Annotated in this window: 11 protein-coding genes; 4 read left to right on the top strand and 7 right to left on the bottom strand. The window is 36.7% G+C overall.

The window, feature by feature from the left end; all coding sequences use genetic code 11:
* Positions 1-243: 243 nt before the first annotated feature.
* The 3 genes from QZN27_RS06095 to QZN27_RS06085 form a co-directional block, all read right to left on the bottom strand.
* Positions 244-423, bottom strand: coding sequence for a hypothetical protein (locus QZN27_RS06095; protein ID WP_296785054.1), 180 nt, complete (start codon positions 421-423; stop codon positions 244-246).
* Positions 424-919: 496 nt separating this feature from the next.
* A complete protein-coding gene (metK, locus tag QZN27_RS06090) occupies positions 920-2,095 on the bottom strand; it encodes a methionine adenosyltransferase (protein ID WP_296785052.1) in 1,176 nt (391 codons plus the stop codon).
* A gap of 193 nt (positions 2,096-2,288) precedes the next feature.
* A complete protein-coding gene (locus tag QZN27_RS06085) occupies positions 2,289-7,031 on the bottom strand; it encodes an Ig-like domain repeat protein (protein ID WP_296785047.1) in 4,743 nt (1,580 codons plus the stop codon).
* A gap of 186 nt (positions 7,032-7,217) precedes the next feature.
* Here QZN27_RS06085 and glf point away from each other — a divergent pair, with 186 nt between their 5' ends.
* From glf to QZN27_RS06070, 3 genes are all read left to right on the top strand, one after another.
* Positions 7,218-8,315, top strand: coding sequence for a UDP-galactopyranose mutase (gene glf, locus QZN27_RS06080; RefSeq protein WP_296785037.1), 1,098 nt, complete (start codon positions 7,218-7,220; stop codon positions 8,313-8,315).
* A 187-nt stretch (positions 8,316-8,502) separates the two neighbouring features.
* Positions 8,503-8,811 carry a hypothetical protein gene (locus tag QZN27_RS06075; RefSeq protein WP_296785031.1) on the top strand — a complete coding sequence of 103 codons (309 nt, stop codon included), beginning with the start codon at positions 8,503-8,505 and terminating at the stop codon, positions 8,809-8,811.
* Positions 8,812-9,177 (top strand): DUF2283 domain-containing protein, encoded by a 366-nt coding sequence (locus QZN27_RS06070; protein ID WP_296785030.1) that lies wholly within the window; start codon positions 8,812-8,814, stop codon positions 9,175-9,177.
* Between the two features lie 211 nt (positions 9,178-9,388).
* Here QZN27_RS06070 and QZN27_RS06065 read toward each other — a convergent pair whose 3' ends face one another.
* From QZN27_RS06065 to QZN27_RS06050, 4 genes are all read right to left on the bottom strand, one after another.
* Positions 9,389-10,030 carry a hypothetical protein gene (locus QZN27_RS06065; protein WP_296785029.1) on the bottom strand — a complete coding sequence of 214 codons (642 nt, stop codon included), beginning with the start codon at positions 10,028-10,030 and terminating at the stop codon, positions 9,389-9,391.
* Between the two features lie 158 nt (positions 10,031-10,188).
* Positions 10,189-10,350: a hypothetical protein gene (locus tag QZN27_RS06060; RefSeq protein ID WP_296785027.1), complete on the bottom strand. Its 162-nt coding sequence runs from the start codon at positions 10,348-10,350 to the stop codon at positions 10,189-10,191.
* 43 nt (positions 10,351-10,393) lie between these two features.
* Positions 10,394-12,058 (bottom strand): phosphoserine phosphatase SerB, encoded by a 1,665-nt coding sequence (serB, locus tag QZN27_RS06055; protein WP_296785024.1) that lies wholly within the window; start codon positions 12,056-12,058, stop codon positions 10,394-10,396.
* Between the two features lie 12 nt (positions 12,059-12,070).
* Entirely contained in the window at positions 12,071-12,616 is a 546-nt protein-coding gene (locus tag QZN27_RS06050) for a TATA-box-binding protein (protein ID WP_292792009.1), read from the bottom strand.
* Between the two features lie 523 nt (positions 12,617-13,139).
* Here QZN27_RS06050 and cyaB point away from each other — a divergent pair.
* The gene (gene cyaB / locus QZN27_RS06045; protein ID WP_296785017.1) at positions 13,140-13,676 is read left to right on the top strand and encodes a class IV adenylate cyclase; all 537 of its coding nucleotides are present in this window, start codon (positions 13,140-13,142) and stop codon (positions 13,674-13,676) included.
* Positions 13,677-13,763: the final 87 nt, after the last annotated feature.

The raw sequence follows: 13,763 nt of genomic DNA, 5'->3' as shown, positions 1-13,763 counted from the left end.
TATCTCATTTATAATTACCCATATATAAAAAATAAGAGAGAGCATTTGAAAAGTAATCGAATAACGAACTCAGAGCAATTTTTCAAACCCAAAACAATTTTTCATACCCAAAGCAATTATTAAAAATCCATAAAAAAAGTATACTGAATAAAAATTCATGACCTAAAAAAGCCACCAAAAAACACAAATAAAAAATAAACGCAAAAAAATAAATAAAAAAGATAGTACACCCAATAGTGCAATTCATCCACAACTTGCAGAAGTTGTGGTATTCTTGCATTTTAAAGATAAAGGAAATTTAATTGCAGTTTCCAAACTCCATTTACCTTTACGAACAAAAGCATTATCACTTAATATATATTTTTCATCAACAAAATTATTAAAATTTGCTAAAAAATTTGAAAACACATTTTCAAAAACCATCAAAAATCCCCCTAAAAACAACAATTCTCAAATAAAAACTAATATTATTAGATAATAATACTTTATATCTAATAATATTTAATATTAACTATTAATAATACTTAAAAGTAGATATAAGTAAATTTACACTTAATTAAATAAAATTAAAATAATAACGCGCATAAATGAGTAAAATAAACAAAAATTAACAAAATAAAAAATCAGGATAAATAAAAATAAAAATAAAAATCAGAAAAATTTCTTAACTTGATAGTACTGATATACTTACTTATAAATGCCAATTTCAAGAGGAGTTTCGACAGATTTGTTGCAAACCTATTGAAGAAGTAATGCCATTACATAAATTCTCAAAAATAACCATTAATGTTCTTTGTTGATAATATTAAATTACAAAATAAGCTAAATATGTCCACTGAATAGTGATTACTATTCAATTAAAGATTATTAAAAAAAATAGTGTTGAACCTGCTCAAAAAGAGCAAGTCCTGAAAGGATTTTAAGATTTGATGTATTTTTTCAAATCGTCGACCTTGTCGGTTTTCTCCCAAGGAAGGCCTTCGATACCGAAGTGACCGTATTTTGCGGTCTGCTTGTAGGTGGTGTCCCTCAAGCCAAGGGTTTCGATGATTCCGTCAGGAGTGAGCCTGAAGTTGTCACGTACGATTTGTTCGAATTTCACATCACCTATGTCGGCGGCGGTTCCGAAGGTGTCCACCATGACGGATGTAGGTTCGGCAACGCCTATTGCATAGGACAATTGGATTTCACATTTTTCAGCAAGTCCGCTTGCAACGATGTTTTTGGCGATGTATCTTGCCATGTAGCATGCGCTTCTGTCCACTTTGGTACAGTCTTTTCCTGAAAATGCTCCTCCACCGTGGCGTGCATATCCTCCGTAGGTGTCGACAATGATCTTACGTCCGGTAAGTCCTGCGTCCCCGTGAGGGCCTCCGATTTCGAACTTGCCTGTAGGGTTGATGTGCTCTTTTGTATCCTCTGTAATAAGGCCTTCAGGTATGACTGCCTTGAAGAGCTTTTCGCGGATGTCTTTTTTAAGGGTTTCCTGGTCGTCGGAAACTGTCTCGTCATGCTGGGTTGACAACACAACTGCGTCAAGTGAAATGACATTTCCATCCTCATCATAGTTGACTGAAACCTGTGCCTTTCCGTCAGGTCTTAAATAAGGAATTTCTCCGCTTTCCCTCAATTCAGTCAATTTATTGGTAAGTTTACGGGCCAAATCAATCGGATAAGGCATGAGTGATTCTGTCTCGTTTGTTGCAAACCCGAACATCATACCCTGGTCTCCTGCACCGGTTTCCTCATCTCCCCTGTCAACTCCCTGGTTGATGTCCTGGGACTGTGCGTGGAGCCTGTTTGCAACCTTACAGGTATTTCCGTCAAATTCAAGTTCAGGCTTGTCATAGCCGATTTCAATGATAGTATCCCTTATAATCTTTTCAATATCTTCCTTTGATAACTCGGTATTTGAGGTAATCTCACCGAATACCATACAGAAATCTGTTGTTACACAAGTTTCACATGCAACATGGGAATTCTTGTCTCCTGCCATGTATGCATCCAATATTGCATCAGATATGATGTCAGCAACCTTGTCAGGGTGTCCCTGTGTTACTGATTCTGATGTGAATGTTCTATGTACTTTACTCATAATATCACGTGAAATAATTTTTTAAACGTTAGGATAGCTCTTAACTTAATTTAAATTTTATGTTATAAAAACGTTTTTTAAATTATAATAATACTATTTTGTACTTCCTATTTAAAAAAACTTTTTAATTGAAAACATCAAATCCCTGATGATTTCATGCATCAAAAAAATAGAAAAAAGGAAGATTAACTTCCTATTTTACTTTAACTGATTTTTTCACAGTGTCTTTCAGGTATGTAGCCTGATAAGTTACCTTTTTGCCTTTCTTAAGCTTTTTCAAGACATTTTTCCTGACGGTAATCTTGGCGACGCCCTTCTTGTTGGTCTTTGCGGTGTATTTCTTGCCGTTGAATCTGAATTTGATCGTTTTTCTCTTCAGGTATTTTCCGTTGACCTTCTTGAGGGTTGCCTTTATTGTGATTTTTTTGGCTGTGCGCTTTATCTTAATCTTTTTAACGGACAAGATGTGCTTTACAGTCAGCTTTTTGGTAACTGATACTGCCCGGGATTTTGCTGTGATTTTGTATGTTCCAGGCTTTTGTGTGATTGCAACGCTTGCAACACCGTTCTTATCAGTTTTTACTGTTTTGAATGCCTTGTTGTTTATCAAAAAGGTTACAGGCACACCGCTTATTGCTTTTCCATCGCTTCCATACACCCTGACCGAATATGCCTGTGAAGATGTATAGAGTGTGCTTAAATCGCCGGCTGTGATTCTTGAAACCTTGTGATTTATTTCAAGCACCATTGTATCTGACATAGGGGCATGCTTGTCGTCACCTGCATAATACCATGAGATGATGTAGTTTCCGTCCTTGAATCTGGAAATGTCAAGATTGGCAATACCGTTTACGATTTCAACGACGATTTTTGTGACCTCACCTGTGAACTGGTTTAGGATGGTGAATTCTATGTTTCCTGTTGCATTTTCAAGCACAATTCCCTTGTCGTCTTCCAAAATGACCTCCAGAATATCTCCTTTTGTTTCGGCTTCGGATTCTGACTGTTTCTTGTGTATGCAGAATGGATAGAGAATCGGCTCGTATGAGCCTGTGGTTTCGTTCCAGTAGTTGAAAACGTTTTCATCAAAGTCAGTTCCTGAGTATTGGAAGTGTATGCTGTGGTTTCCAACAGTCAATTCATCTGTAGACAAGTAATATGTGATTCTTCCATTTTTGATTGTTTTGCTTCCGTCCTCTAGGCCATCCAAATACACCCATATGCTTCCGGTGACATTACCCAGTTCCATTGTGATTACTCCTTCTTCGTCGATGATGACGTCAGGAGTTATGTTTATCTTTGGAGAGACATAGAATGTAGTGTTTGCTTCCTTAATTTCGTATCTGGAATCCCCGGAATATCTTGTTTTGAGTGTGTATCTTCCAACATTGAGCATTAGAAGAGCGTATGACACAGTTCCTCCGCTTACAGTTAAATTTTTGCTCTCTATAAATTGTGAATCATCCTTAAATAGTGTGAATTCAACATTTCCTGTTGCATCGCCCGGAAGGCTGACATCGATGCTTTTGGCCTCACCGTATTCGATATTGCCGGTTTTCACGGTTATGTCCGGCACAGTTTTTGATACGGTGATGTTTACGGCAGTGGAATTGGCCAGATAACTTTCATCTCCATCATATGTTGCTCTGATTTCATATTCACCTGAAGACAAAACCTGAGCAGGTATGATGCATGATCCGTTTATAATGGGTGCTGTCGTAGTAGAAAATATAATTGAGCCGGTTACGGTTACGTTTCCTGTAGCGTCGCTTGGAAGAGTAACAATCACTATAATGTCTTCTTTAACCTCAACCGTAATTGTCATTGGTGTGTCCCTGAGTGGGTAGAATTGCGGTTGGCTGTTTGCTTCAAATGTACAGTCTTCATAACTGCAATTGTAAATCGCTCCACCAGAATCAGTTGCTGCATTGTCTGTAAAATGGGAATGCCTAATTTCTACATTAAAGGAAGAATATATGGCTCCACCATCTTGACCCGCAGTGTTGTTGTCAAATATGGAATCGGTTATAGTTCCGTTGTCACCTTCCCAGAATATGGCTCCACCATTTTCACCAGCAGTGTTGTTGTCAAATATGGAATTGATTATGATTCCATTAGCACCACCCCAGCATATGGCTCCACCATAATAATTTGCAGCGTTATCTAAAAATATGGAGCCAGATATGTTTCCGTTGTAACCTACCCAGAATATGGCCCCAGCATTTTCACCGGCAGTGTTGTTGGAGAATGTGGAATCGGTTATTCTTCCGTTGTCCCCTGACCAGCATACCGCTCCACCGTTTTCATCAGCAGTGTTGTTGTCAAATAGGGAATTGATTATGATTCCATTAGCACCACCCCAGTATACTGCACCGCCATTTTTTGCACGTGAATTTGTAAATGTTGAATCCTGAATTATTGACTTCGCTGAGTTTCCTGCGACATAAACAGCACCACCAGCATCTGTAGCCTCACAATTGGAAAATGTGATATTATTCGCAGTAAAATCATCACTAGCATAGATTCCTCCACCTCTGCTGGAAGCTTTATTGCCATCAAAAGTAGCACCGTTTACTACTAAATTATTGACACTGTCCAAGACACATAGACCTCCACCCTTATTAGCAGAGTTGTTTACAAATGTAAGATTGTTGAATTCAATATTAGCACATTGTTTAACCTGAATTGCACCTCCACCATTGATGTTAGAGTTACCTTTAGCCTGAGCAACGTTATTTATGAATACTGAATTTTCAAGGAAAATCATAGGAGTATTGCCAGATGTAAGTCCCTGTATATACAGTGCACCGGCTTCCTTAGATGAAGAACAATTCTCAAATAGACAATTTCTTACAGTATAATTGGCATTTGTTCTTAAATACATGGCTCCTCCTTGAGCCCAAACTCCTGAGGGTCCACTACCTCCTCCATCACCATCAGTGGTGACGAAATTGCCTACAAAAATACAGTTATCAACCAATGCATGATAACTTTTATCCCATAAAACAGCTCCCCCACTCACTTTCTGATTAATAGTGGATTGAACGGAATTATAATAGAAATAAGAATTTTTAATAGTATCATATTGTCCACCTTCAGACCAATAAATAGCGCCACCACCTCTTGTAATACTAGTATCAGCAGCGCTGCCGTGTGCAGTGTTATTTGTGAATATACAACCATCAACAGTATTATATTTAGAATTAGTTCCACCATACCAATAAAGAGCACCTCCACTCAACTCCGCCAAGTTATCTGTAAAGTTAGAATTAGATACAATACAGTATGAACCGGTAGAGTATACAGCACCACCGTTTTCACCGGCAGTGTTGTTTGTGAAGTTGGAACCAGTAACATTAGAATCTGTACCTGTGGAATAGTAAGCACCCCCATCATGATAGGAATAACCATGGTCTAATGAGGAGTTAATGACATTACAGTATTGGCCTTGCAGGTAAAGAATACCACCTTGATAAGCGGATGCCCTAGTGAAATTGGAACCTTCAATAGTAGTATAATTACCAAGAATATATATTGCACCACCCTTATTATCAGTAACGAAAGTGTTTGTGGTTTTTGCATCAGTGTTGGTGAATGATGAGTTGATGACAGATGCATGTTGACCATTAATATATACTGCACCACCGGTTACTGCATAACTGTTAGTGATTGTGGAATCAATAATTGCAGCAAGAGCACCTTGTACATAAATAACTCCACCTACTCTTGCATTAGTTTGATTAAATGTGGAATTTATAATATTGGTGTCATGACCTTCAATATATATTGCACCTCCACCATGCGCATAATCATTTTCTTTAGTATGAGTAACATTAGAATTAGTGAATGTGGAATCGGTAATGTTAACATAATTACCTGAAGCATATATAGAACCACCGTTTATATCTGCAGTGTTTCCATCAAATTTGGATTTTTCAACAACTGAATAATCACCGACAAGGTTGATTGCACCACCACTAGAATGAGCACCATTCCTACCTACACCCCTATTGCTTGTAAAAGTGGAATTATATATTAAACCTCTTGCACCTTCCCAGAGGATTGCACCACCATCATCTCCTGCGGTGTTATCTGTGAAAGTGGAATTATATATTTTACAGTCTAAACCTTTAACATATACTGCTCCACCATCTTCATCAGCAGAGTTATTAGTAAAATTACAATCTGTCACAATACCTGTCGAACCTAAATCAAAATAAACAGCACCACCATCAGAATCCGTGAAACCGTTGACAAATGTCAGATTGTTGATGACAACACTACCTGCAGTAATATGGAATATCCTTGACACACCGTGGGCGTTCAGGGTGTGTCCGTTACCGTTTATTGTGATGGTCTTTGAAATTACGATTTCGCTTGAATTGCCATGATAGTCCCTGTCAAGCGTAATCTCGCCGGTTACGTCATCATCAATCAGCTTTTTGAGTTTTTCAAATGTAGTGTCCGGCATGACATTCACAGTACAGGGGACAGTAACGGATGCGTAGTTATCATCTCCCGAATATGTGACTTGGAACTGGTAAGTTCCAGGGCCCAAATTAGAGACAGCCAGGGAAGCTGACCCTGACACGATATCCGCAAGAAAGGTACGATTGTTTACCTGTACAGTAATACTTCCTGTTGCATCACTTTCAAGAGATACATTTATTACGGCAGGCTCTCCCTCCATTATATCCTCTGTTGAGACGGTCATAGACGGATCCTCCGTTCCCACTGCCAATTTTTCATCCTCATCATCCATGCTCAAGACACTATCGTCTTTTACATCGCCAGCATGTTCATCCAATGTTTCTATTTCAGTATTGTCATCGACAGCCAGTTCATCTGACGTTTGATTATCATCTGATGCGCTGACGGCCCCAATTGTTAAAATCAGAACAAATATCGTCATTATCAGTATTTTTTTAAGTTTCATAAATTACAACCCTAATTTTATGATTTTTAGCCTATTGATATTTATTCTGTATATATAAGTATATAAGTTGTTTCAAGCAATTGCTTTCAACAGCAAAAAATTCATGAACTGAATGATTTTAAACATTTGAAATCAAATATCATTTTAAATAGCATTAAAAACAAAGATATAATCCGGAGAATTAACATGAATTATGATTATTTGATTGTCGGATCAGGCCTTTTCGGCTCCATTATAGCATATGAAATGACCAAGAAAGGAAAAAAATGTCTCGTAATAGAAAAAAGGGACCACATCGGCGGAAATGTATACACCGAAAAAACGGAAAACATCAACGTCCACAAATACGGCGCACACATCTTCCATACAAACAACAGACAAGTGTGGGACTACATAAACCAGTTTGCCGATTTTAACCGCTACACAAACTCACCTGTGGCCAACTACAAGGGCGAACTCTACAACCTGCCCTTCAACATGAACACATTCTACCAGATGTGGGGAGTGAAGACCCCTCAGGAGGCAAAGGCAAAAATTGAGGAGCAGAAGGCCGAATTCAAGATTGAAAACCCGAAAAACCTTGAGGAGCAGGCAATATCCCTTATCGGAAAGGACATCTACGAAAAGCTCGTCAAGGGATACACCGAAAAACAGTGGGGACGTGACTGCAGGGACCTTCCGGCATTCATCATAAAGAGACTGCCCGTAAGGTACACATTCGACAACAACTACTTCAATGACCTCTACCAGGGAATACCTATCGGAGGATACACCGCAATCATTGAAAAGATGCTTGAAGGCATTGAGGTCAGACTCGACACAGACTTTTTCGACGACAGGGACAAATGGATGGGCATGGCCGACAAAATCATATTCACAGGAATGATTGACCAGTACTTCGACTACTGCTACGGAGAGCTCGAATACCGTGGGCTTGACTTTGAGTTCGAAACCCTCGATATGGAAAACTACCAGGGAAATGCCGTCATAAACTATACCGACGCAGAAACCCCTTTCACACGAATCATTGAGCACAAGCACTTCGAATCCTCCGAGTCCCCAAAGACCATAATCACAAGGGAATACCCTAAAACCTGGTCCAAGGGAGAGGAGGCCTATTACCCAATGAATGACGAGAAGAACTCCAAATTGTTTGAAAAATACCAGGAACTGGCCGAAAGCGAAGGAAACGTCATCTTCGGAGGAAGGCTTGGAATGTATCAGTACTTCGACATGTGGCAGGTAATCGATGAGGCACTCAAGCTTGCCGAAAAGCTGGATTAAATTCATCTGATTCCCTTTTAAAAATTACAAAGTTATTGCAATTTTACAAACTGAAAGCAATTTAACGAAATGGCTTCAACAAGGATTATATACTTTCAAATATAATATTTACCTAATCTGTGTTAATTTGAATGAAATTCCTTAAAGATATAGAAAAAAACAAATTCACAAGAAAGAGGTAAATAATATGAGAGATTATAGTATTGAAGAAGCAATTGAAATAATTAACAAATGCGATGAATCAGTCTTACCTGATTCAAAACATTTTAATCTACGAAATATCCAAAGAATATCGGATTTAGGTTTAATATTTGAAACATTTCTTTATGAACCTTTGATGGGTATTTTAAAACAAGATTATAATAAATTTAGATTATACTTCGAACATTTAACAAAACCAAGTAAAGATTTATCATTAGTCATTGGCATAAATGATAATAAAACAATCAAATTCATAACAGTCATGGAAACTTTCAGATCAAAAAGGGTGAAATAAATGGTAACTAAATTAGCATATGACTATGACAGACAAGGAGATTCATTATTCATTTATAGTGTTGAAAAGTATGAATATGAAGTTTCACTTGAATTAGACAATGATGTGATTCTAGACATAGATAAAGATGGAAATCCTGTTGCATTTGAATTCCTGAACGCATCCAAATTGTTCCATTTGGAGAAAAGTTACTTCAAAAATCTGATAAAAATTACTGTTAAATCAACCGTTACCGATGAATCCATTAAATTAACAGCAGAATTAGTCGTTCCAGTACACGATAAAACCCAAATCTTTGATATCAACAGAATTACCAGCAATTTAACCGGAATTCCAGAAACAGAAAGCGAATTGGTAACTGCATAATTGAGACATATTCGCAGCAGGCTTGGAATGTATCAGTACTTCGACATGTGGCAGGTAATCGACGAGGCCCTCAAGCTTGCCGAAAAATTGATTAAATCAGTGAAAAAAGCATGAACTAATCAATGATAGCATAAAATAAGTAAAAATAAAAGGATTTGTAAAAAAAAGCTTTACCAATCCTTATTTATTAATGAATCTACTCATAGCAGAACTATTCTAAGTCGGTGCTTCCGGTTTCTGCAGCTCTTTGTTCAGCATCCTTATATGACATATAAGTTTCGAAAGCGTCGGCTCCGTCACTTTGACCGCCGTGAATAACTCCGTCAGAATCGTAATAGAAGTTGTATTCCTGACAGTAGTATAATTCTGCAGGTTCACCTGAAGCTGAAGCAGATGAATTGCCATCATTAGCAGTTGAATTATCATATTGCACGGTGCTGGCAGTGGATTCATCTTCAGTATCTTCACTAGTGGATTCGCCTTCAACTATTTTGATACTGGTTTCCAGTTTAAATGGATTATATTTTTCGTTACCTGAATAATTGACAATTACCTTGTGGTCACCCAATTCCTCATTAAATAATACCAAGTAGGCATTTCCATCCTTGTCAGTGACAACAGAGTAGTTTTCCAATTTTCCGTTTGCTTCAAAGCTTATGTTAATATTTTGAGATGCGATTGGATTGCCTTTTGCATCTACAAGCTGTAATTCAATATTGTCTCCATTTTTCAATGTATCTTCACTCAACATTTTTATTTCAGTATTTTCCTTTTGTTCTTCAGCAATTACACTTCCGATGGCAAAGGCAACAATGAAAATACTTAAAACCAATAACATTATTTTTTTATTCATATTTAACCTCCGTTAAATATATCTGTTTTTAATATATAATATTTTTTGAAAATTGTAAAATATAATAGACAATTAAGTATATTGCGCTTAAACATTAATTGAAAGCTTTTTGAATTGTTCAATCAATAATTATGATTAAAAAATATTTAAAAAAAAAATTATTCTTTTTTAGGAGTTAACTCTTCTCCATAAAATCTATAAAAATCAGCACAGAAATCGCAGATCGGATATTTGCCGTTACGGTAATAAGCCAAATCAGCCTTGTTCATGTCAAACTTCTGGCCGCAGATAAAGCAGGTTTCAATTTTTTCTTCTGCCATGTTAAAACCTTAAAAAAAAGAAAATAGTAAGGTTAAAGCGAGTTTAACCTATATTATATTTTTGCAAGAGTAAAATCTCTTCGGTAGAGACTTTTCCACCTTGTTTGAATTTTTCGAAGATTTCTTGAGCTCTTTGTCTTTCTTCACGGTTTTTGTTACCGCCGGAAGATCCTTTGTTATCGGATTTTCTGCGTTTAGGTTTGTTGGAACCTAATTTTTTGTTGATAACATGGATGTCACTTAAGATATCTTTAAATTCTTCATGTTTTGCGGATGCATTTCTGCGTGCTTCAACAAAGTTTTTGTGTGCTTCGTCAGCTGCAGTTCTAATGTCATCGGTTTTTCTGAAGTATTTAAGCATTTCTTCGTGAGCTGCTTGAGCTTTTTCGGAAAGTTCAATAACTTTTTCGTGTTCCTCTTCGGATTTTTTCCTGAGCTCGTCAGCTTCAGCCTTAACGGATTCATCTTCATGAATTTCCATTAACTGTTTTCTTAAGTCGTTGGCGTTTTTAACAAGCTGATTTTCTTTTTTGATATCGAGAACGCGAGTTTCAATGATTTTATCAATCTTTTTGATTTCGTTTTCGATTTTCACTTTGTTACGTTTACCAGAATTCCATTCAAGACTTTTGATTTTGTTGTTTGCTTCATTACGAGCTTTTTTAGCAGCTTCAACTTCTTTGTTGATTTCATTACGCTCGTTTCTGTATTCGATAGCTTTGTTTAAGTTTTCTTTTAAGGATGCGTTTAATTCATCTCTTATTTTACGTTGTTCACGAGCGGTCTTGTTGAATTCTTCTCTTTCTTCAGCAACTTTAGCGATTTCAGCTTCTTTTTCATCTTTTTGTTTTCTTACACCTTCCATGGTGTCAGCAAGAACAAATTCAGGTTTTTCTGCAGGAGCTTCTTCTGCTTCTTCTTCAGCAGCTTCTTCTTCTGCATCTTCTGCAGGAGCTTCCTCTTCAGCAGCTTCTTCAGCTTCTACTTCTTTAACTTCTTCTTCGGTTTCAGCATCGCTTTCAGCTTCTTGAGCTTCTACTTCTTCTTCTACAGTTTCTTCTTCAGCATCATCAGTGGTTAATTGATTACAGATTTCACATAAGACTTTGCACAAGTCTTTTTCTTCTACTACAACATCAGCAATTTCCTTTACGGAGTCTTTTGCATTGAATGCAATTCCGCAACCTGCTGATTCGATCATGGAAATGTCGTTAGCGCCATCTCCAACAGCAACTACTTCATCCAAAGTAATTCCTGCTTCTTCGACATGGTCTTTCAATACGTCCAGTTTGGAACCGGATACGAGAGGACCAGTCACTTCGCCAGTTAATTTACCATCTTCGACTGTGAAACTATTTGTATAAACTGTGTCAACGCCAAGTTTATCAGATACTTTATCAGCCACTACATCAAAACTACCACTAATGATAGCTACATCTACACCTTTATCTTTTAGACATTTGACGGTTTTGCAAGCTCCAGGCATTAATGGAAGATCTTCAGCAACTTTCTCGATATCTTCAATTGAAGTTCCTTCGAGAAGTTGTACTCTGTCTTTAATGGAAGTTTCAAAGTCAATTTCACCTTGCATAGCTTTTTCAGTGATTTCAGCTATGTCATCTTCAACATTTGCTAATTTACCTATCTCATCTATTGCTTCACCATCAATAATAACGTTATCTAAGTCAAATACTACAAGTTTAATCAATAATACCACCAATTATATTAAATCTAGCTCACTTAATCTATCGTAAGCTCTTTCGACGCCTAATTTAGCGTCATCTTTGGTTTTTGCACCGGTACATACAACCTTACCGGAACCAAATAATAATAAGACCACTTTAGGGTCGGATAATCTGTATACTAAACCCGGAAATTGTTCAGGTTCGTATTCAGTATCTTCTAATTCCAAAGCTACCGCTTCTAAATTTAATGTGGATTCCAGATTTGCGGAAGCCACGATGTTTTGAATTTTAATGTCAAATTCATGAGGAATTTCAGTATCGATAGTCCTCATCAAATCTACAGTTTTCTTGATTGCCAATTTGGAATCATCTATAGATTTTGCTCCAGTACAAACAAGCTTACCAGAGCTAAATATTAATGCTGCTGTTTTGGGATCTTTGAGTTTAAATACTAATCCCGGAAACTGTTCACGATTAAAATTAACCCCTTCTAAAGCTTCGGACACTTCAGTCAAGACGATGTCCTTTCCAATGCTTGCAGAAGCAACAATGTTTTCAATTTTAATATCAACATCGGTCAATTTAAAACCTCCAATTCATTTTTTTACTAGTTAAATATATTATTTAAATAGTATATAAAGGTATGTTTATTTGGAAATTATTTTACATTTTTTAAAAAATTTGAAAATTTTAAATTTTTAAAATAAAAGCCCCTTTATAAATGAAATTCAAATTCATGTATTGAAAATAGTTATTTATAAATGTTACTGTATTTTAGTATTACATCACCAAAATCAAATAGGCAGACCCCTTTTAAAGGATATTTAAAAAAAATGTAAAAATCGAAATCAATTCTGATTGTTGGACTTCTCCGTTTAAACAATATCATAGATTTTTTACGCAAAATATAAATCTCCAATACCTTCCACCTGATTGCATCACCTAAAAGATGTCCATCTTTAAATTCCAATTAGTATTGAAGGCCGACAACATCTGACCTGTGGAGCCGACACAAAATGCAAGTGAAAATTCCTTACATGATTGAAAATTTATATCTCAAAAATCATATAATTAATTAAGAAAAAATTAAAAAAAATTGATACCATGATTGAAGTTGAAGTGAAAGCTAGAATCAATAGCTTTGAGGAAATGGAAAAGAGGCTCAAAGATCTTGGTGCAGTCAAAACAAAGGACGAATTCCAGGAAGATATTTACTTTCAAAGCCCGATAGTGGACTTTGCCAAAACAGACGAGGCCTTAAGAATCAGGACAACAAACAATGACACATTCATAACCTACAAGGGCCCTAAGCTCAACGAAAAGGCAAAGACCAGAAAGGAAGTCGAGATGAGCATCGAAAGCGCATCCAAAGCAAGCGACATATTCACCGAAATCGGATTCGCTCCGGCAAGGACCGTCAGGAAATCCCGCCAGTACTACCAATACGAAAACTTTGAAATATCACTTGATGATGTTGAAGGCCTCCCGCCATATATGGAGATAGAAATCGCCCTAAGCGACAGCGATGACTACACAGAAGCCCAGAACAGAATATTCGAACTATTTGAGAAATTGGGCATCACAGACGGTTTTGAGAGAACCTCATATATGGAACTATTGGAAAACTTAAATAATGAATAGTAACAAATATTATATATTAATAATATTTTATAGAGTGATATTTTGCAATATTTTATAAGTCATTATAACAAAGAATGTGAATTGACA

Source organism: uncultured Methanobrevibacter sp. (genome assembly GCF_900316895.1).
Lineage (GTDB): Archaea > Methanobacteriota > Methanobacteria > Methanobacteriales > Methanobacteriaceae > Methanocatella.
This window is presented reverse-complemented; position numbering and strand designations above follow the sequence as displayed.